The following is an 18442-nucleotide window of genomic DNA, read 5'->3' on the forward strand; positions in this document are numbered from 1 at the left end:
TAGTTAAGCTAAGGTGGCTTTTTTTTAAGGAAAAAATATGAGAATTAGACCGGCCACTATCGACGACCTAACCACGCTTCTAGACTTAGAACAGCGAGTGATTGAAGCGGAGCGACCCTATAACCCAACAATCAAATCACAAGACGCCAAATACTATGATCTTGAAAAATTACTCACCTGTTCAAATACGTTAGTGGTTGTCGGTGAAGTGTCAGAGCAAATAGTGGCTACAGGATATGTGCAGATAAGAGCATCTAAACAGCAGTTACAGCATACGCAGCATGGTTATCTTGGTTTTATGTATGTAACACCAGAGCATCGTGGTAAAGGTTTGAATCAAGAGATCATGGAGCACTTAATCGCTTGGTGTAAAACCCATAACGTCAACGACTTTTACCTTGACGTATACAGTAGTAACGCCGCTGCAATTCGTGCTTATGAAAAAGCGGGATTTACACCTTGCCTGCTTGAAATGAAGCTACACCTCTAGATTGACCAAAGATCACAGCCAACCTTTGTGTTTAAAGAATAAATAAGGAGCAAAACCAGAGAGCAGCATAATAGCAATGGCAAAAGGATAGCCCCATGCCCAATTTAGCTCTGGCATATTATTAAAATTCATCCCATACACACTGGCAACCACAGTGGGTGGCAAAAATACGACAGAGGCAATGGAGAAGGTTTTAATAATTTGGTTTTGTTCGATATTGATAAAACCCTGCGTAGAGTCCATCAAAAAATTCACTTTATCGAAGAGAAAGGCGCAGTGCGACATTAGGGTTTCGATATCTCGTGTGACTTCCCGTAGCGTTTCTCGCTCCTCAGATTGCACCCCCACATGGCGCATTAAAAACGAGATATTGCGCTGCGTATCCATCAAACATAAGCGCACTTTACCGTTGGCATCTTCTAGCCTTGAAATACGACTAACAGCTTCTTCTAGATCTGAGTCTTCTTCCTCAAGCACATAGGCACTGAGCTTTTCAAGCTGGTGGTGCATATCCTCAAGCATATCCGCATGGTTTTCGACTTTTTGGTCGAACAAAGTCACTAATAGCTGTTTTGGGTTATCGCACGCCACTTGCCCTTTACGCGCACGCAGTCGCAGCAATCTAAAATCTGCAAGTTCGTCATCGCGAATGGTTAATAAGCAGTTCTTTTGTAATAAGCAGGCGACGGTCACCGTATTAAAACGCCCGTCATTGGGAGACATAAACAAAGCGTGTACATGCAGACCTTCGCTGTCGATAAAACAGCGCGAAGAGGCTTCAATTTCCTCTACATCATCCGCACCAGGAAGGGTAATATTTAGCGTGTTTGCCAGGGCAACTCGCTCCTCCTCAGTGGGATTAATAGTATCTATCCAATGGGCGTTTTTGATTGCTATTTCAATCGGGGTGTCGGCGCTTGGTTCCATTTCGGAAATTACACCGTGTTCAATCGAAAAAAACCTCAGCATCTCATTACTCTACACGACGACTCTTTGGCAAAGTATAAGAGTGAATGTATTAATCAACAATGACAATCCAAGTATTATCCGCAGATTATTCAGCTTGATAGGTGTAGATATTACGCGCCGCAACCGAGTTATTCATGATTGTTGTATAATTAGCAATCAATTTAAAGCCATGGCGCTGAAATAAATGATTCACTGCTAAGGCATCTACTCGACAACGAGTGTGGATAGGTTGGCGAGTAGCGGCTAAGGTGTCTTGCAGTAATTGCTTGCCAATTCCTTTGCCGCGAATATTCGCATCAACCATAAAGTTCGAAATATATAGGCCTGACGTAAGATCAAAGCGCGCCTTATCTTTAAAATGGGCGATTGGCACTAGCGACAAACTGCCTATAAGTTGCTTTGTTGAGTCATCAAAAATAACACGCACTTCGCCTTCTTCGATTTCCTTTTTCATAAGCAAGTGAATGGCTGCTTGGTCTATTTCTTCATTGCGTGGTGGCGCTGAAAAGGTCGCGATGTATAGCTCAGTAAGCTGCTCAACAATATCGCGGGTTGGAGTAGAGATTATTTCAATCATGCAGATACGCTCCGTGTTTTTGGATCAGCTTGGTAACTTTCAAGTAAGTGCTCAATATTACGTTTAAACAACTCGCTGGCATGTTCTGTTAGTACCGTATTTTTCGCTATCGCATGGCCTAGATACAAGTTGTATAGCTCATACGCCGCGCACTGCGCATCAAGCTCAGGATGAAAAATACCGCTTTCTATCCCTTGCACGATTTTATGCTTAATATAGCTAAATAATCGGTTATGTTGCTCGGTAACTTTGGTATGAATAGGGCTGTCTGTATGGCAATTAAACTCAACCAACGCTTTGATAAACGGGCAAGTTGAATGTGGCTCATTAAATAGTTCACGAGTCCAGTCGGCCCATATAGAAAAGAGCATTTTGAGTTGTACTAGGGGGTCTTGGTGTCGTGCCGGTGCGACGACATGCAGCATAAATTGATCTTCACAGTAATCGAGGATCGCCAACTGCATATCTTCTTTACTGTCAAAATGCGAGATAAGCCCGCTGCGAGACAAGCCACAAAGCTTTGCCATAGAACCAATAGTGACTTCTATCAAGCCATATTGGCTACTAAAGCGCATACCTTGCTCTAAAATGGTTTGTCTCGTTCTCTCGCCTTTGTTCATCACTTATGCAGTTATTCTTTGAGTAATACGTTGAATAACGCCAGTATCGCCTAAAATGCGGCGATGTCCAAGGCCTGAGGTTTGGATTAAACGTTCAGGAGTGGCTGCGATAAGCGACTCTACGTGTTCAAATGGCGCAAATCGGTCCTCGGTATCGTGAATAAATGTCGGCTCAAACTTACGTACACCGTCGTGGAATTTATCTCGGATCAAATGCCAATGCGTGCCATATCTTGTGGTGATAGCGCCCAATACTTGGTGTAGCATTTTTTCAGAAATGCCCGCCCGCGCGACCCGCTCAAACATCAGCTCAAAAAACTGCACGGGAGTTGCAACATTAATAACCACGCGATTTTCTAGGCGATAATCCGGTAAGTTCATCAGCGCCACAGCGCCCATAGAATGTCCCACCAAAGCTACGATATCATGGCGATCGGCTTCTAGCTTCTCAATCAAAGTATCCAGTGCCTCAACAAAAGCCAGCAAATGGGCTTGCTTACCATGAGATTGTCCATGCCCAACATGATCAACCGCCACAACACAAAATCCCGCTGCAACGAGTTCTGGGATCAAAGTATCAAAGCAACTGCTGTTATCGGCCCAACCATGACTTAATACGACGGTCTTCGGGCCAAGGCCAAACACGTTTACATGAACGCGACCGAGCGAGGTAAGAATATTGAACTCACCATTGGGTTTTTTATTTTTAAACTGATATTGACGCTTACCATGCGGGCTCATCAGTAGTACCTGACCTAACCTCGAAGTAATAGGTGGCGCAAGCGTGCACATAAGCCCTGTGACACCCCGACTTATCTTGGTAATAAGCGACCCGTCTTTGTCATTAAAGTAGCTGAATTTCATCCTGACCTCTAAAAAAGAACACTTGTACTTTTATTAAAATAGAACAGTTGTACTTTTTTGTAAAGCATAACAATCACCTTTTAATGTTGCAGCTGGTTTACCCTGCGACACCTCCGCGTAGGAGCTGGTTTACCCAGCGATACACCTCCTCGTAGGAGCTGGTTTACCCAGCGATACACCTCGCGTAGGAGCTGGTTTACCCAGCGATACACCCAGCGATCTTTTTAAAACGCCGGCTGCGGATTACTCACGGCTATGAGGGGCATACCCTCAATAAGGTTTGTCTTTAAAGAGCGGTTAAACGTGAAAAACGATGAAAATGTTTCAAATTACGTAAAGTTGGTGAAGTATTGAGTGTTTTATTGTTTTTTCATTGCAATTTATCGAGAGAAGCTTGTCTTTATATTTAACTAAATGTAATGTTTGGGTTAATTTCAAGGGAGCTAACGTAAAGCAATGGTGGACAGATGCAAACGCCAGAGGAATATGAGGTAAGCCAGCGGATAGGTAGGTTAATACTTGGGTTAAAGCGTATCAGAGGTATGACCCGAGAAGATGTCTGTAAACGTTTAGGTATAGGCTCGCGCACGTTAGACAATTACTTAAACGGAGTGAGCTCTTTTAAACTTGGGACATTGTTAAAGTTTGCAGATCTTTGCAAGGTAAAGCTGGCTGATATTTTGGATGATACCGAGGCGCTGAAGCGTTTGTATCCAGAGAATATTAAAGACAAAGGCAATATCTTTTTGTTATTTACGGGCTATTTTGTCGGCGTTATGGTGCTTGAATTTACCTTATTTGCTTTTCTTATTTTGTTATTGTTTTATGCGCGTAATGACAAGAATAGCCAAAGCATTGTTGCAATTTTTATATTTGCTTTTTCGTTAGAAATCGTTGTTGCGTACTGGTTGAATTATGTCGTCTTCCCAGCTATTGAAAGCTATTACATTGAAAATATCTATGCTTTTGCAACTCAACTTTTACTGAGTTTGCTGTTGGCGCTAATGATCAAATACAGAATGTTTTTAGGTGCGTGGTTTACCAAAGGGAATTCAGCCAGCATTTTTGAGAAGAACCAAGTAGATGCGCCGCTTTATGCACTCGCATGCACTTTAGCTTTGATTGATTTTGCTGCATTGATGGAAAACTTTATCCGTAACCTAGAGTGTTTAGGTATAAATGAAGAAGTTGCCAAACCATTTTGGGAGCTGACCTTTATTTATGATTACTTTGCTTATATCAAGGCCGTGCCTTATCTGCTCTGCATGTTTGTTTTATACGCAGGAATAACAGCGCGCCGTAAGCAGGTTTTAAACAAAGCAAATGCTGCGCCTACACAATAATGTGAAGATTTTCCCATAAAAATAGAGAAGTCTGTGTGTTTTTAATTATTGATTTTAATGGTCTGCAAAACAACAAATAAGCAGATTTAGCGAGGGTTGCTTAAATCGATTGATACCAAAAATTCAAATATAATGATAAATTTGTTTCTGTTTTGGGTTGTTTTGCGAGTGTGCACCTAAAAATAGTACTGTCATCTACTTGTCTTTATATTTAACTGGATGTAAACTTTTGGTTAACTTGGTTGGGGTGATTGAGAGATATGGTGGGGCGATGCAGACGCCAGAAGAATACGAGGTAAGCCAACGTATCGGCCGACTGATACGGGGGCTAAAGCGCAAGAAAGGGATGACCCGAGAAGAGGTTAGCCGGCGTTTGGGTGTGGGTGACAGGACCCTTGATAACTATTTAAATGGCTCTAGCTCCTTTAAGCTAGGGACATTGCTTCGGTTTGCTGAAATCTGTAAAGTAAAGTTATCAGACATTTTAGAAGATACAGATAAGCTCTCTGGCCTGTATGGAGAAAAACATGAGGAAAAGAACAATGAAGGCTGCACAGAAAAAGCCAATAAAAATAGCCCTTAGTCACTTATTGTGTAAACAAGTTTATGGTGGTTTGGGCTTGAGGAAAGGGGATAGCATAAAGCCTCTCCACCAGAAAAGTTGAATTGCTGAGGTGTATCTTGAAAAGTTTATTTAGCCTGATTTTGTCAACGGGTCGAAAGAAGCCCAAAACCTCAACACTTAAACGTTCACTCTGTAAACAAGTTTTTGGAGGGTCGGGCATGAGCACGGGAAACGGTCCAAAGAATGAACAGGCTTCTGCAACACAAGAAAAGCCTAAAGTGTAGGGTTTGTTATGAAAAGTTTATTTAATTTAGCTTTGCTAACTAGCATTGTAGCCACAGTATCTGTGTCGTTTGTAAGTGTAACGATCCTTGAACTTTTGATTCCGATTGCATTAATTATCTTAGTTCTTTTATCAAAGGATGATGTAAATAGTCAATTATTGACTTTGTGTTTTACATTTGTATTTACCGTGTCAGCTGTGGCGTTATTTATACTTAAAACAGTGGTTTTTCAGCTTGTTGAAAGCTATTTTATACAAAATATTTACGCATTTTCTATTCAGCTTACACTTAGTTTATTAATGCTTTTTCTACTAAAGCACAGAATGACAATTGCTGTGATACTAACCAAAGGAAAATCAGCTTCTGTATTTGAAAAGAATTATGCAGAGGGGCCACTTTATTTTCTGGTTCTTACAATGGTTTTTATTGATTTCGCTGCATTAATGGAAAACTTCCTTCGTAACTTAGAGCTACTTGGTCTTAATGAGGAAACTGCAAAGGTGTTTTGGGAAGTAACCTTCTTCTTCGATTACTTTGCTTATTTAAAGGCTGTTCCAATATTTTTATGTGTGCTCCTTCTTTATATTGGTTTAATCGTAAGAACCAAGAGACAACCAATTCAAAACTAGTCTGATATCTGAGTAAGCGTAATATATCTCCGATATTGCGCTTATTTCTATATTCTAACTTCTCCTTACGATAAAGAATACATTATGTTACCTCATCATCTTAAGCGTAATTGTGACAGGTGTATCGTCGCTACCTATTTGAATATGTGCGCTATTTCATAACAGAAGTGTGATTCCACTTGTCTTTATATTAAACAAAATGTAATGTTTGGGTTAATTTTTTGATTTGGTTAAAGGGAAGTGTAGGGCGATGCAAACGCCAGAAGAGTACGAGGTAAGCCAACGCATAGGGCTGCTAATAAAAGGTCTAAAGCATAAACGCGGGATGTCGCGAGAAGATATATGCCGCCACCTCGGGATTGGCATGCGAACGCTAGACAACTACCTCAATGGTGTTAGTTCCTTCAAGCTTGGTACGTTAATGAAGTTTGCTGACCTCTGTAGAGTCAAGCTTGCCGATATTTTAGATGATACCGAAGCGCTCTCACGACTATATCCAGACAATATGAAGGACAAAGGCAGTATTCTTACATTGCTTTTGGGTTCTTTCGCTTCCGTTATGCTCTTTGAATCCGTTTTCTTAGTTTTACTAATTTTACTGCTTTGCTACTCACATAAAGATAAAAATAATCAATGCATAGTTGCTATTTTTGTTGTGGTCTACGTGCTAACTAATATCGGTGGCTACTGGCTAAACTATGTCGTTTTTCCTGCAGCTGAAAACTATTATATGCAAAATGTATATGCATTTTCACAGCACCTATCATTAAGTCTGTTACTACTCTTTCTGCTCAAGTACAGGCTGATGTTCTCGGTATTGATTACTCGAGGCAAATCGGCAGCTGTTTTCGAAAAAAGCCTTATTGAAACTCCTCTCTACTTTTTGGCTACGCTGCTAGTTGCTATAGACTTTTTGGCGTTAATAGAGAACTTTATTCGTAATCTAGATCGGTTAGGAGTGGATGAGGAAAAAGCTAAATTATTCTGGGAGTTAACCTTTTTTTATGATTACTTTGGATATCTCAAGGCTGCACCATTATTGCTTAGTTTAGTACTCCTCTATGCAGGAATACTCGCACGGAAAAGAAATACGCAGCAGCCCCAAAGCGCGTAGAAATAAGTCGATAAGTAAATCACGGAATAAGGAGGTGGCGGGCGATGCAAACGCCAGAAGAGTACGAAGTAAGCCAGCGCATAGGGCTACTAATAAAAGGTCTAAAGCATAAACGCGGGATGTCGCGAGAAGATATATGCCGCCACCTCGGGATTGGCATGCGAACGCTAGACAACTACCTTAATGGTGTTAGTTCCTTCAAGCTTGGTACGTTAATGAAGTTTGCCGATCTCTGCAGAGTTAAACTCGCCGATATTTTGGATGATACCGAAGCGCTCTCACGACTATATCCAGACAATATGAAAGACAAAGGCAGTATTCTTACGCTTATCTTGGGATCTATTGCTGGGTATTTTCTTATTTTCGAATCTATCGTATTCCTCCTTCTATTATTTTTGTTTTTTTGCTGTTACAAAGATAAGAATAGTCAAACTATCACAGGCATTTTCCTTTTTATTTATGCACTTGAGGTCGCTGTCGCATATCTCTTGAAGTTCATTATTTTCCCAGCGGTTGAAAGCTATTATATCGAGAATATTTATGCTTTTGGACTGCAGTTAACTCTTAGTCTCATGTTACTGTTTTTGCTTAAACATAGAATGACGATTAGTGTATTTTTAACTCAGGGAAAATCTGCACCTGTATTCGAAAAAAATGGTATAGAAGCCCCAATTTATCTTTTGGCAATGACGTTAGCACTTATCGATTTTTTGGCTCTAATGGAAAACTTTATTCGAAATTTAGAGCGCTTGGGGGTTAATGAGGAAACAGCAAAGGTATTTTGGGAGGTGAGATTCTTTTATGATTATTTCGAATACCTCAAGGCAATCCCAATTTTTCTCTGCATTGCTTTACTCTATGTTGGGTTTATCGCGCGAAGAAATGCTCCGCTACATGTTAGAGTTACACTGTAACTTTAGTAATAACAGGTTCAGTACTAATTGATAGTTTAATATAAAAGGATAGTGAGGCGATGCAAACGCCAGAAGAGTACGAAGTAAGCCAGCGCATAGGACTATTAATAAAAGGTCTAAAGCATAAACGTGGGATGTCTCGAGAAGATATATGCCGGCACCTCGGGATTAGCATGCGAACGCTAGACAACTACCTCAATGGTGTTAGTTCTTTTAAGCTTGGTACGTTAATGAAGTTTGCCGATCTCTGCAGAGTCAAGCTTGCCGATATTTTAGATGATACCGAAGCACTCTCACGACTATATCCTGACAATATGAAGGACAAAGGCAGTATTCTTACGCTTATCTTGGGATCGGCTTTTGGCGTCATTATTTTTGAATCTACTTTATTTATCTTATTGTTAGTTTTGTTCTTTTACTCTTACAAAGACAAAAATAGTCAGCTACTGACGCTATGTTTTGCCGTGCCTTACTTTCTTGCAATTGTAGCGATATATACGCTTCACATCGCGATCTTCCCTGTTGTGGAAAGCTACTTTATAGAAAATATATTTGCGTTTTCAATTCAGTTTTCTCTCAGCCTACTATTGCTCTTTTTACTCAAGCGTCGTATCGAGATAGCTGTTATTTTAACTCGGGGAAAATCGGCTTCTGTCTTTGAGAAAAACTATGCTGAAGGGCCATTATATTTCCTGGCAATTGTTTTAGCTCTCGTAGACTTTCTGGCCTTGATGGAAAACTTTCTCCGTAACCTAGATAGAATGGGTATAAACGAAGAAACCGCAAAGGTGTTCTGGGAAGTAACCTTTTTTTATGACTATTTTGCTTACTTAAAATCGGTGCCCATGTTGCTGTGTGTCACGGTACTTTATATCGGTTATATCGCACGTAATCAAACATCGCGAGCAGCTGAAAATGTCCTGTAACAGTGTATGAAAAGTGGAAGCTACAACTGAGTACACTTTATTTCTAGCGAAAAAAGAGTGCTAGTAGTAGCACTCTTGTCAATGCAAAACTCAACAGCAATAACCTTTAGTTGCTAGTCCATGCTTGGGGCGCTGGAATACACCAACTCAATTAGGTTATTCATCGTTCTTGATTTTTGCATATAAGCCTTTTCCATATGGGCAAGCTCTTGTAGTTCAAATAAGGTCGTTTCTACGAGTGCCAGCCATTTTTCTGTGGTGTCTGGTACCGCTTCACTTTGCTTTGTTGCTTTTTTTAGTGCGTCGTAATAAATAGTTAAGTCACGATATTGGCTTTGATAGTCCATTGTTGTTCCAACCCGTCTCTTTTAATTTACAGCAAGGTAACAGGAATTCTCAGCAGAAATCTGCGGAAAATATTTTTTTTACAACTTTTTAATTCGAAAGATAATTAATATTAGCAAAGGCGGAGATCACATCTTTCGCAAAAGCAATGCGAGGGTGTTTTAACGCGCCCTTTTTCCATACCAAATAGATATTGTTTTCGGGGCCTACAGGGCCAAGTTGGATCAGTTCACCTGCTTTTATGAGATCTCGGCAGAGATAATCGGGAAGGACGGAGTAACCTATTCCAGAGCGAATGATGTTAGCAATTGCTCTAATGTCTGGACAAATAGCGATCACATTAGAGTTGCAGCTCGCATTAAATACACGGTCAAAGTATTGTCTAATCAAAGGTAAGTCTTGGTCGTACGTGACGACGTTATAGCTTGAGAGTAAGTCGGCGGTAATATCGCTGTCTTGAATTTCTCGGCCCTCTAAACGGTTCATCACTAGCCACAGTTGTTCTTTATCTAGAACGAGATAGTCAAAGGTTGTGGGTCTGGCGCAGAGGCGGCAATGGCGATGTCGGCGGTGTCGTTTATTAGTGCGTCGAAAATGTTAATTTTATTGCCAATATGAAGTACCACGTTAATGTTGCCTGCTTGCAATAAGTTGGCGATTTGTGGACCGGAGACAAAGCTTAAATACTCCGCGGGGCCAGCAATATTTAGTGTGCCAAACACCGCGTTGGAGCGTGCTCGAATTGAGGTGATCTTCTGCTCTAAAATATCGATATGACCAGATACCTGCAGCGCTAAGTCATGTGCTGTTGGCGTTGGCTTTACCCTCTTGCTTGGCGTTCAAACAGGGCTTTTCCTACTACCGCTTCCATGGTTTGAATATGTGCAGTGACAGCTGGCTGCGACATCCCCAAGTTGGCCGCTGCCTTGGTGATATTTTTGCAGCGGTATACTTCCACAAAGGTTTTTAGTTGGGTGAGATGAGACATAAAACACTCGAGCCATAAATATTCTGATTGCTCCTACCAATTTATCCGAATTCTCCCATGTCCGCAAATCGCCTAAGCTATTCGACATTGAGCCGGTACACGGAACTAGAAAGCGAAAAGGAATAGAAAATACGATGGCGGAGGTTACCACTATTGAATATCCTAAGCTCTGATCACCTATCTACCGAATATTAAACAGTAAGGAATTGAGCATGCTTAATTTTGTATTTAAAAATCAAACCGAAATTCTTTTTGGTAAAGGCCAAATGAGTGAAATCACCTCACGATTACCGGAGGCTGCAAAGGTGCTGCTACTGTACGGCGGCGGCTCGATTAAAAACAATGGTGTATACGACCAAGCCATGAGCGCATTGACTGGTGTTGAGGTTGTGGAATTTGGTGGTGTGGAGCCAAATCCAACATACGAAACACTAATGCAAGCGGTCGCGACGGCAAAGCAAAACAATGTGAACTTTATTCTTGCGGTTGGCGGCGGCAGTGTGATTGACGGCGCAAAGTTTGTTGCGGCAGCTTTTAATTTTGATGGTGAGCCTTGGGACATTTTGGTAAAAGGTGCAAGCTTTAGCAACCCGTTACCGATTGGTGCTGTGCTTACTTTACCTGCGACAGGCTCTGAGAGTAACGGCAACTCAGTAGTTACTAAAAAGGAAACTTCGCAAAAGCGTGCGTTTTCGTCACCGACGGTACAGCCGCAGTTTGCGGTACTTGACCCAGAATACACCTATTCACTACCGCCTCGCCAAGTGAGTAATGGAGTAGTGGATGCGTTTGTTCACGTGATTGAGCAGTATTTAACGTATCCAGTAAATGCGCCACTGCAAGACAGATTTGCAGAAGGTATTTTACAAACGCTTATCAGCGAAGGGCCAAAGGCGTTAAGCGAGCCTAACAATTATGATGTAAGAGCAAACGTTATGTGGTCTGCAACTATGGCGCTAAATGGTCTTATTGGTCAAGGTGTGCCACAGGATTGGTCAACGCATATGATTGGTCACGAGCTAACGGCATTGTATAACCTTGACCACGCGCAAACGCTTGCGATTGTATTACCTGCGGTGATGTATGTGCAACGAGACAAAAAAGCCGAGAAAATCAAGCAACTTGGTGAGCGTGTATTTGGTATTACAGCCGCAGACGAAGCACAGCAAATTGACCAAACGATAAAAGCAGTTCAAGACTTTTTTGAATCGATGGCGGTGCAAACGCGTTTAGCTGATTACCAATTAGACGAAAAAGCAGTACAAGAAGTTATCGCTAATCTAGAAAAGAACGGCATGACGGCATTAGGTGAGCACGGCGATATTGATTTAGCGAAGGCGAAAGAAATTTTAATGTTGGCGTTGTAAGCTTATTAAAATCACAAGAGCAGGCGGATCAGCGTCTGCTCCTGTTTTAGCCCAGATAACATACGCAAAAATTGCGTGATTGATATCGCTTTAAACACAAAACTTTTATCTATTATTGAAATTAGTTGAGTGAAATACTTGGTTTACCTCGCCTATCTTCAGTGCTAATCTACGGCAGTATTCAAAAAAGTTTAAGGAGAATTTGATGATTGTTTTATTGAACCACCCGGTAAAAGTTGTAGCTAGGTGTGATTAGTAGACTCTAACTTTCGTCTCTTCTAAATTTTTACTCCTTTTACCCGGTGTGATGCCTAACAGGCTTCTCCGGGTCAATGATATTCATTAACCCTGCTTGATTTTTGCAGTCTTTCTGCATTTTTGAGATTTTATAATGAATACATCTTATTCGCCAACACAGCTTGGTTGGCAAGCATTTTTTCAACAGCAACTGACACTAACAGAATTGGAATCATCAATTCTTGGCCGCGTGATAGCGCACCACAGAAGTAATTATTTAATCCAGTTGCAATCTCGGCAAATTTCTTTAGCTACTCATGTATCACTGCCTAGTATGACGGTTGGTGATTGGGTTTTGTTAGATGAAAATTATCAATTTATTAGGCTATTATCCCGCAAATCGGTTATTTCAAGGAAAGCTGCGGGCAGTAAAGTTGCCGAGCAATTGATAGCCGCAAATATTGATAGTCTGTTTATTGTTTGCTCGCTAAATCAGGATTTTAATCTAAACCGGATCGAACGTTACTTAGCACTGGCTAACGAAGCGCAAGTGGAGCCAATTGTTGTTTTGACCAAGAAGGATTTGGTTGACGGTTGGCAACAGCAAGTACAACTCGTTCAGGAGTTGGACCCATTTTTGACAGTCGAAGCGATAAATGCGTTGGAGACGAGCTCCGTTGAGTGTCTAAAAGCTTGGTGTAGCACGGGAAAAACGTTGTCATTTGTAGGTTCATCTGGTGTGGGTAAATCCAGCTTGGTGAACACGCTGTTAGAGTGTAGAGAGCAGCTCACCGGCTCAATCCGTGAAGATGATGCAAAAGGGCGGCACACGACAACCGCTCGCTCGTTACATTTTATGGACAATGGCTCAGTGTTGCTCGATACGCCAGGAATGAGGGAGATCCAACTCGCCGACTGCCAACAAGGGCTCAGTAAAACATTTGCAGAAATTGAAGTGTTAGAAAGTGCCTGCCGTTTCAGTGATTGCTCACATCAAAATGAGCCCGGATGTGCTGTTCAGCAAGCGATAGAGAGTGGAGAACTTGAAGTTAGGCGCTTCAACAACTTCATAAAACTAAGAAGTGAAAATCAAAGAAACAACGCCAGCCTGAAAGATAAGAGAGACAAGGAAAGAGCACTTGCAAAGAAGTATCGTTTTGTACAAAGCGATACTAGAAGACTAAAAAAGGGCTACTGAGCAGTACTAGCTAGTTCTGTTTTATCTTAAACCAAAGTGGACTCGCTCCACTTTGGTTTTTGCTTTTCTACACTAAAGTACGGCTAAAGCGAAAAGCGGCTAAAAAGACACCCATTTAAATTAGAAAAAATAGGGGGTGAGGCACTTAACGCTGTGATCACTCAAAAGCTATGTAAACTAAAAAGTAAATTCTAGATCTTTAATAACTCTCGATTGGATACCCCTAATTAAACTATTGTCTTTAAGTGCACCGGAAAAGCTGCCTGTTCTAACTCTTTGAACTTCTAGATCAAATTCACATGGTTTTGAAGTTGCAATCTGGTCTAGATCTATGAGGCTAGCGCTTTGTGCATTGAATGTCTTGCTTGTCGAGTTTCCATATTGTGTTGAGAAAGAGCCTGTCACTAACCCGCCCGTTTTATTTGAACATGCATAGTTAACGATAAGAGATGTCTCACTCGCTGAGTCTATTCCATCAATATGAATTTCAATATCTTCATCATATCGAAAAGTTTTTTCTGCTTCGGGGTAAGTATTAGAAAGCCTAAAGGAAGCTCAACTGACGCTGAAGCATTTTCTTCTTTCTTCCGATTAAACTGGATAGTATATAGGCTGTTACCAGTTACAACAGAGGATCTGCCCTCGTAATCAATATCTAGAATGTCAGTATCCTTAATCAATTGGATCGTCTGATCATTTACGATCGCTCTTAGTGTATCGCCTTCGCTTAAGTTTACATTAGAGCCGAACGAGTCCCCAACATTTAACTCGGCCACAATTCGGGCTCTTTCTCCATTTGAATTTATTGATATATCCGCACTAATTGCATTTGTTTTCAACAGATCAGATTCTGTTTCAGATGTGCAGGCCGTGAGAAATGTGCTGATACTGGCTACAGTTATAGGTAGCAGATAAAGTTTGACTGGTTTCATTTTTTACCCGTGATTCATTTAAAAACAGATTCTCCAATTTAGAAACAGGGATTACAAGTTAAAAAATGTAAAGAGCTTGTACGGCATAATGAAATAATTAATGTTAATGGTTTGGGGTATTTAACAAACTTTTAGTGTATTAGTACTGTTTTTTAAGGATCATGGCTTTTGTCGCAGCAGTTCAATTCGTTGTTCAAAGCTTGGGTGTGTGCTTAACCAATTATGCTGCTCATCGCTTTCCTTGGCGAGTTTTTCGAATATAGCGATCATCGCATCACTATTGCCATACAGCGTCATTAGCTTGTTGTGGGCGTACAAATCAGCCTCGAGCTCAGCTTGTTGAGAGTAATTTTGGTTGATACCTAACATTGCGCCCTGCATCATAAGATCTGAGAGCGCAGAGATGTCACCCAATACGACACTCAAACTGACAAATACGATAGACGAGCTCACCAGGGATTCCATGACGTGATTATGCTCGACATGACCAATCTCGTGGAGTAACACTGCGCTAAGCTCTTGCTGAGTAGATGCCAGTTCGACCATGTTATCGGTGATCACAATGCTACCATTGGCCAATGCCATGGCGTTGGCTTTCTCTTTCCACTGCCTAAATTCAAGTTTAAATTCACGTTTACTCGATGCATTGGCGCCAAGCAATGAGACAAATAAAGCGCGAGTCTCTTGCTGTTTGATTTCACTTAGTTTTGATTCAGAAAATTCCGAATTATCTAGCTCATTTAGGCTACCTTCGTCGATAATTTGGTAGATTTGTTTGGGCAATGAGGCTGAGATCTCTTCAGCGAAGTAAGGTACACCTTTGGTGTAAAACTGATAACCACTAAATAAAACGACCACAACCGTGGCCGCTATAATCCAAAGCCACTGCGTTTCTTTAGATTGTTTGATTCTGTTGTGTATCTTTGAGCTCATCTAGTACTTCTCGCATCACATCGATGTTGTATTTTCTGACTATTTTTTGGCTATTAAATAGCTGAGGTAGCTCAATTAAAAACACTAAAATTAGCAGTATCCAGCCATAAAAGAGAATAAGCGCAAGCCCTATTAGCATCAAGGTGAGGTTAATTGCACCACGTGCGGTTTTACCCAGATAAAAGTGATGTAAACCAGCGGCAAAAAAGTAATTGAGTACGGCGTAAGTATCAGGATCTTTTACTAGCTGTTCTTCCAGTTGGTAGTACTGCTTGCGCGCTTCAGGACTTAGCTGAGCAACTTGGTTCCTCAACGCCTCTTCTTGTTCTCTTAATGCTATTTCGTCCATGTAAACTCCTAGGTTACGGTAGAGGATCTGGCTTTACTTCAATACAGTCGGGGTCATTGCAACGCCTGATACGGCAATAGCCAATACGCACGCCTTTAAAGAAGCCGTATTTTTCGATTGCTTGATAGGTATATTCAGAACATGACGGCGTAAAGTTACAACTTATATTGAAGTGGGCTTTTGCTCCACCATTCGCTTGATAGCGGCGAATGGCAGACAAAGCAAAACGTTTAAGCACGTTTACGACCAAGTGTTAAGATCACGGCTTCGCGGCTCCAAAATAGCATAAAACGTTTGTTTTCGATAACTTGGAAAACAAGCTGCCAGCCATCTTGTGCTTCCATATTTAAAGTTGCTTCAAGCTTTTTTAACGGTAATCCACTAGAGCCAAGTAATAGTGTGCCGCAGCCACCTTCAACCACATGGATAACTTTATATTCGTCGTATTGGGTCATAATACATCCCTGATTTAATTAGGGCCTGTTGACCTTTCAAGTTTGTTTTTGCAGCAGTTTGATTGGTATTTATACAAGGCAGAGCCTGCGTAGCATAGTTATTCTATGTAAGTTAGGCGATAACACAGTAGAAATGCCAATCAAGCGCTGCCCTTTGGGTTCCCCTGAGTGCGCTTTGTTCATTGTTGCTCAACTTTTGCCTAGATTACTAGGCGACAAGTCGAGCGTCGCGATCAAAACACACTCAGGAGAACAAAAATCAAACAGCAAAGGTCAACAGGCCCTAGAGTAAGTGAGATTTTATTCTATAGTAGCCAAGTAATCGCGACAATAGCGATTTCGTTGTTATTTTTTAATTACAACAAAGTTTGGTATTACTCATGAATAAAGCAAGATGTAGCCCCGAGTGACCACTCTACAACGGCTTTAGCATGAAGCTTGGTAGTGTCGTAAAGAGGGATTTGAGTATGAACTTGTTGAACGAGTAAACCAATTTCGGTGCAACCTAAAATTACCCCTTCAGCCCCTTGTTGATAGAGCGCGTCGATGATGTCTAGATAAGTTTGCCTTGAGCTTGCGTTGACTTCACCGCAACATAATTCGTCATAAATTATGTCGTGAACCAAAGCTTGCTGGTCGTTATTGGGAGTTATTACCTCAATGCCGTGAAGGTCTTGCAATCGTGCTTTATAAAAGTCTTGCTGCATCGTAAATCTCGTACCTAATAGTGCGATGCGTTTTACGCCGTCATCTTTAAGTCGCTTCGCGGTTGCGTCGGCAATATGCAGTACTGGCAATCCTGACGCTGCGCTAATTTCACCTGAGATTTTATGCATGGTGTTGGTACAGATCACAATGGCATCAGAGCCTGCAAGTTTCAACGAAGTAGCAGCGCTCGCTAAAATGGTCGTCATTTTTTGCCAATCACCAGCTGCTTGAAGCTTTGCAATTTCGGCAAAGTCGACGCTAAACAAGCAAAGCTTGGCACTGTGTAGCCCGCCAAGCTTTGCTTTCACTGTTTGATTGATAAGCTGGTAGTAGCTTTGTGTTGACTCCCAACTCATACCGCCAATTAGCCCAAGTTGTTTCATAGTGATTGCTCGTTATTTGCTGATAATAACGACAATAACGGATCTGGATTGAAACTTGAACAGTCAGCTTAAGGCGAGTTGACGGTTTTTCTTACTCTTGAGTTTTTTACGCTTTCTTTGCCACCATAAATATAGTCCAGTAAAACCAAGTAATACGGGGGCGAGTCCCATAATGCACCAAATTATTTTACTGGTAAGCCCTGCAAAGTGGCCAAAGTGGAGTTTTCTAAAACTGTCGATCACTCTATCTAAAGTAGACGCCGTTCGAATATCGTAGGCAAAAGTTTGTGTACCAGATTGCGCATCAAAGCTAACCGTTGCCGCATAGTTACTAATGAACGGATTGGCATCAGCCACGCTGCCAAAAATGGTGATGTTGGTTTGCTCTGGCTCAAATGGAAATAGCCAGTAGGTTGGTCTAAGTCCGTCAACCGCACGATGGCTTTGGGCCATCATGGCATCAAAGTCTAGAGAGTGGTTAAACATTGCCTGGCTGACAATATGGTGCTCATCTTCTTGGTGTTCAAAAGCCTCGTGATAATACTCTACCGCATTAAAATAAACGCCAGTAATGCCGAGTGCGAGCAATACCGGCGCACTCCAAATGCCAATGACTTTATGCAGGTCACTCATAATGACGAGCCGAGGAGCATGTCGTCTAAAACTAAAAAATCGTCGCCAAAAGCGCCGATATATAACTAAGCCGGAAACACCAAGCAAGGTAAAAAGTATGGCCACAACTAAACCGATAACGACGCCCATGTGTGGAAAGGTTTCACTCACGTCATCAAGCAGTAAGGTGTAATGTAGGTGCAGAATAAAATCAGTAAAGTCGCTGTGAATACCCACAGGCTCGCTAAGCATTTTGCCTGCGTAAGGATCTAGATACGTTTTAAACCAAGTGTCTGTACCATGCTTTAATAAATAGACTCTATCAGCTTCATAGCCGTCATCGAATATTTCCCAGCTACCAATCTCATAATTTGGATGGGTGTCTGCGACATAGTTGATGAGCGCATTCATGGGCTGACGTTGGATGTCTTGGTCCTGATAAGTTAATGTTGCTTGCTCTGGAAGCAATAGGCTATCGATCTCGAATTTAAACACCAACATGCTACCTGTGACAGACATAATGGCGAGCGGCAGCATCGCTATTAATGCCATTGCACTGTGCCATTTAAATAGTGTTTTACGCATTGTTTTCCTTTGAGTTAAAGCTATTGAGTTAAAGCTAAATGAGAATGAATAAAGG

23 protein-coding genes and 1 pseudogene are annotated in these 18442 nt (G+C 41.4%); 9 read left to right on the plus strand and 15 right to left on the minus strand.

The window, feature by feature from the left end:
* Positions 1 to 37 precede the first annotated feature (37 nt).
* Complete coding sequence (locus tag B1L02_RS22635; RefSeq protein WP_088532974.1) at positions 38 to 490, plus strand: GNAT family N-acetyltransferase; 453 nt, start codon at positions 38 to 40, stop codon at positions 488 to 490.
* Positions 491 to 502: 12 nt separating this feature from the next.
* Here B1L02_RS22635 and corA read toward each other — a convergent pair whose 3' ends face one another.
* From corA to B1L02_RS22655, 4 genes are all read right to left on the minus strand, one after another.
* A complete protein-coding gene (gene corA, locus B1L02_RS22640) occupies positions 503 to 1459 on the minus strand; it encodes a magnesium/cobalt transporter CorA (RefSeq protein WP_010603700.1) in 957 nt (318 codons plus the stop codon).
* Positions 1460 to 1544: 85 nt separating this feature from the next.
* Entirely contained in the window at positions 1545 to 2036 is a 492-nt protein-coding gene (locus B1L02_RS22645) for a GNAT family N-acetyltransferase (RefSeq protein WP_088532975.1), read from the minus strand.
* Positions 2033 to 2656 carry a TetR/AcrR family transcriptional regulator gene (locus tag B1L02_RS22650; RefSeq protein WP_029215706.1) on the minus strand — a complete coding sequence of 208 codons (624 nt, stop codon included), beginning with the start codon at positions 2654 to 2656 and terminating at the stop codon, positions 2033 to 2035. The genes B1L02_RS22645 and B1L02_RS22650 overlap by 4 nt, the downstream gene beginning before the upstream one ends.
* Before the next feature lie 3 nt (positions 2657 to 2659).
* Positions 2660 to 3520 carry an alpha/beta fold hydrolase gene (locus B1L02_RS22655; protein WP_088532976.1) on the minus strand — a complete coding sequence of 287 codons (861 nt, stop codon included), beginning with the start codon at positions 3518 to 3520 and terminating at the stop codon, positions 2660 to 2662.
* Positions 3521 to 3987: 467 nt separating this feature from the next.
* Between B1L02_RS22655 and B1L02_RS22660 the strand changes: the two genes are divergently transcribed.
* From B1L02_RS22660 to B1L02_RS22685, 6 genes and pseudogenes are all read left to right on the plus strand, one after another.
* The gene (locus B1L02_RS22660) at positions 3988 to 4863 is read left to right on the plus strand and encodes a helix-turn-helix domain-containing protein (RefSeq protein WP_088532977.1); all 876 of its coding nucleotides are present in this window, start codon (positions 3988 to 3990) and stop codon (positions 4861 to 4863) included.
* A 271-nt stretch (positions 4864 to 5134) separates the two neighbouring features.
* Positions 5135 to 5407 (plus strand): annotated as a pseudogene (locus tag B1L02_RS22665) (helix-turn-helix domain-containing protein); the annotation flags it as partial.
* 313 nt (positions 5408 to 5720) lie between these two features.
* Positions 5721 to 6341 (plus strand): hypothetical protein, encoded by a 621-nt coding sequence (locus B1L02_RS22670; RefSeq protein ID WP_088532978.1) that lies wholly within the window; start codon positions 5721 to 5723, stop codon positions 6339 to 6341.
* Positions 6342 to 6591: 250 nt separating this feature from the next.
* Positions 6592 to 7455, plus strand: a complete 864-nt coding sequence (locus B1L02_RS22675) for a helix-turn-helix domain-containing protein (protein WP_088532979.1) — start codon at positions 6592 to 6594, stop codon at positions 7453 to 7455.
* A gap of 44 nt (positions 7456 to 7499) precedes the next feature.
* Positions 7500 to 8369: a helix-turn-helix domain-containing protein gene (locus B1L02_RS22680; protein WP_088532980.1), complete on the plus strand. Its 870-nt coding sequence runs from the start codon at positions 7500 to 7502 to the stop codon at positions 8367 to 8369.
* A gap of 59 nt (positions 8370 to 8428) precedes the next feature.
* Positions 8429 to 9295 (plus strand): helix-turn-helix domain-containing protein, encoded by an 867-nt coding sequence (locus B1L02_RS22685; protein ID WP_088532981.1) that lies wholly within the window; start codon positions 8429 to 8431, stop codon positions 9293 to 9295.
* Positions 9296 to 9408: 113 nt separating this feature from the next.
* Here B1L02_RS22685 and B1L02_RS22690 read toward each other — a convergent pair whose 3' ends face one another.
* The 4 genes from B1L02_RS22690 to B1L02_RS24845 form a co-directional block, all read right to left on the minus strand.
* Complete coding sequence (locus B1L02_RS22690; protein ID WP_010369844.1) at positions 9409 to 9642, minus strand: hypothetical protein; 234 nt, start codon at positions 9640 to 9642, stop codon at positions 9409 to 9411.
* Positions 9643 to 9730: 88 nt separating this feature from the next.
* Positions 9731 to 10126, minus strand: coding sequence for a LysR substrate-binding domain-containing protein (locus B1L02_RS24835; RefSeq protein WP_232003198.1), 396 nt, complete (start codon positions 10124 to 10126; stop codon positions 9731 to 9733).
* A gap of 23 nt (positions 10127 to 10149) precedes the next feature.
* Positions 10150 to 10362 carry a hypothetical protein gene (locus B1L02_RS24840; protein WP_232003199.1) on the minus strand — a complete coding sequence of 71 codons (213 nt, stop codon included), beginning with the start codon at positions 10360 to 10362 and terminating at the stop codon, positions 10150 to 10152.
* A gap of 98 nt (positions 10363 to 10460) precedes the next feature.
* On the minus strand, positions 10461 to 10628 hold the full coding sequence (locus B1L02_RS24845) for a helix-turn-helix domain-containing protein (RefSeq protein ID WP_232003200.1): 168 nt from the start codon (positions 10626 to 10628) through the stop codon (positions 10461 to 10463).
* A gap of 212 nt (positions 10629 to 10840) precedes the next feature.
* On the opposite strand from B1L02_RS24845, the gene B1L02_RS22700 reads away from it, so the two are divergent.
* Positions 10841 to 11995 carry an iron-containing alcohol dehydrogenase gene (locus tag B1L02_RS22700; RefSeq protein ID WP_088532982.1) on the plus strand — a complete coding sequence of 385 codons (1155 nt, stop codon included), beginning with the start codon at positions 10841 to 10843 and terminating at the stop codon, positions 11993 to 11995.
* Positions 11996 to 12386: 391 nt separating this feature from the next.
* Positions 12387 to 13430, plus strand: a complete 1044-nt coding sequence (gene rsgA, locus B1L02_RS22705; protein ID WP_088532983.1) for a ribosome small subunit-dependent GTPase A — start codon at positions 12387 to 12389, stop codon at positions 13428 to 13430.
* A 467-nt stretch (positions 13431 to 13897) separates the two neighbouring features.
* On the opposite strand, the gene B1L02_RS22710 is transcribed toward rsgA, so the two are convergent.
* The 7 genes from B1L02_RS22710 to B1L02_RS22740 form a co-directional block, all read right to left on the minus strand.
* Positions 13898 to 14362, minus strand: a complete 465-nt coding sequence (locus B1L02_RS22710) for a hypothetical protein (RefSeq protein ID WP_088532984.1) — start codon at positions 14360 to 14362, stop codon at positions 13898 to 13900.
* A 159-nt stretch (positions 14363 to 14521) separates the two neighbouring features.
* Positions 14522 to 15295, minus strand: coding sequence for a M48 family metallopeptidase (locus tag B1L02_RS22715; protein WP_088532985.1), 774 nt, complete (start codon positions 15293 to 15295; stop codon positions 14522 to 14524).
* Positions 15258 to 15644, minus strand: a complete 387-nt coding sequence (locus B1L02_RS22720; RefSeq protein WP_088532986.1) for a hypothetical protein — start codon at positions 15642 to 15644, stop codon at positions 15258 to 15260. The genes B1L02_RS22715 and B1L02_RS22720 overlap by 38 nt, the downstream gene beginning before the upstream one ends.
* A gap of 13 nt (positions 15645 to 15657) precedes the next feature.
* On the minus strand, positions 15658 to 15882 hold the full coding sequence (yidD, locus tag B1L02_RS22725) for a membrane protein insertion efficiency factor YidD (RefSeq protein WP_088532987.1): 225 nt from the start codon (positions 15880 to 15882) through the stop codon (positions 15658 to 15660).
* Positions 15875 to 16099 carry a DUF4177 domain-containing protein gene (locus tag B1L02_RS22730; protein ID WP_010369821.1) on the minus strand — a complete coding sequence of 75 codons (225 nt, stop codon included), beginning with the start codon at positions 16097 to 16099 and terminating at the stop codon, positions 15875 to 15877. The genes yidD and B1L02_RS22730 overlap by 8 nt, the downstream gene beginning before the upstream one ends.
* A gap of 374 nt (positions 16100 to 16473) precedes the next feature.
* The gene (locus B1L02_RS22735; RefSeq protein WP_088532988.1) at positions 16474 to 17190 is read right to left on the minus strand and encodes an aspartate/glutamate racemase family protein; all 717 of its coding nucleotides are present in this window, start codon (positions 17188 to 17190) and stop codon (positions 16474 to 16476) included.
* 63 nt (positions 17191 to 17253) lie between these two features.
* Positions 17254 to 18387 (minus strand): PepSY-associated TM helix domain-containing protein, encoded by a 1134-nt coding sequence (locus B1L02_RS22740; RefSeq protein WP_088532989.1) that lies wholly within the window; start codon positions 18385 to 18387, stop codon positions 17254 to 17256.
* Positions 18388 to 18442: the final 55 nt, after the last annotated feature.

The sequence above is a fragment of the Pseudoalteromonas piscicida genome (assembly GCF_002208135.1).
GTDB lineage: Bacteria > Pseudomonadota > Gammaproteobacteria > Enterobacterales > Alteromonadaceae > Pseudoalteromonas > Pseudoalteromonas piscicida_A.

Coding starts and splice junctions, on each gene's coding strand:
- B1L02_RS22635 (WP_088532974.1), top strand. CDS start 38: ATGAGAATTAGACCGGCCACTATCGACGACCTAACCACGCTTCTAGAC.
- corA (WP_010603700.1), bottom strand. CDS start 1,459: ATGCTGAGGTTTTTTTCGATTGAACACGGTGTAATTTCCGAAATGGAA.
- B1L02_RS22645 (WP_088532975.1), bottom strand. CDS start 2,036: ATGATTGAAATAATCTCTACTCCAACCCGCGATATTGTTGAGCAGCTT.
- B1L02_RS22650 (WP_029215706.1), bottom strand. CDS start 2,656: ATGAACAAAGGCGAGAGAACGAGACAAACCATTTTAGAGCAAGGTATG.
- B1L02_RS22655 (WP_088532976.1), bottom strand. CDS start 3,520: ATGAAATTCAGCTACTTTAATGACAAAGACGGGTCGCTTATTACCAAG.
- B1L02_RS22660 (WP_088532977.1), top strand. CDS start 3,988: ATGCAAACGCCAGAGGAATATGAGGTAAGCCAGCGGATAGGTAGGTTA.
- B1L02_RS22670 (WP_088532978.1), top strand. CDS start 5,721: ATGAAAAGTTTATTTAATTTAGCTTTGCTAACTAGCATTGTAGCCACA.
- B1L02_RS22675 (WP_088532979.1), top strand. CDS start 6,592: ATGCAAACGCCAGAAGAGTACGAGGTAAGCCAACGCATAGGGCTGCTA.
- B1L02_RS22680 (WP_088532980.1), top strand. CDS start 7,500: ATGCAAACGCCAGAAGAGTACGAAGTAAGCCAGCGCATAGGGCTACTA.
- B1L02_RS22685 (WP_088532981.1), top strand. CDS start 8,429: ATGCAAACGCCAGAAGAGTACGAAGTAAGCCAGCGCATAGGACTATTA.
- B1L02_RS22690 (WP_010369844.1), bottom strand. CDS start 9,642: ATGGACTATCAAAGCCAATATCGTGACTTAACTATTTATTACGACGCA.
- B1L02_RS24835 (WP_232003198.1), bottom strand. CDS start 10,126: ATGAACCGTTTAGAGGGCCGAGAAATTCAAGACAGCGATATTACCGCC.
- B1L02_RS24845 (WP_232003200.1), bottom strand. CDS start 10,628: ATGTCTCATCTCACCCAACTAAAAACCTTTGTGGAAGTATACCGCTGC.
- B1L02_RS22700 (WP_088532982.1), top strand. CDS start 10,841: ATGCTTAATTTTGTATTTAAAAATCAAACCGAAATTCTTTTTGGTAAA.
- rsgA (WP_088532983.1), top strand. CDS start 12,387: ATGAATACATCTTATTCGCCAACACAGCTTGGTTGGCAAGCATTTTTT.
- B1L02_RS22710 (WP_088532984.1), bottom strand. CDS start 14,362: ATGAAACCAGTCAAACTTTATCTGCTACCTATAACTGTAGCCAGTATC.
- B1L02_RS22715 (WP_088532985.1), bottom strand. CDS start 15,295: ATGAGCTCAAAGATACACAACAGAATCAAACAATCTAAAGAAACGCAG.
- B1L02_RS22720 (WP_088532986.1), bottom strand. CDS start 15,644: ATGGACGAAATAGCATTAAGAGAACAAGAAGAGGCGTTGAGGAACCAA.
- B1L02_RS22730 (WP_010369821.1), bottom strand. CDS start 16,099: ATGACCCAATACGACGAATATAAAGTTATCCATGTGGTTGAAGGTGGC.
- B1L02_RS22735 (WP_088532988.1), bottom strand. CDS start 17,190: ATGAAACAACTTGGGCTAATTGGCGGTATGAGTTGGGAGTCAACACAA.
- B1L02_RS22740 (WP_088532989.1), bottom strand. CDS start 18,387: ATGCGTAAAACACTATTTAAATGGCACAGTGCAATGGCATTAATAGCG.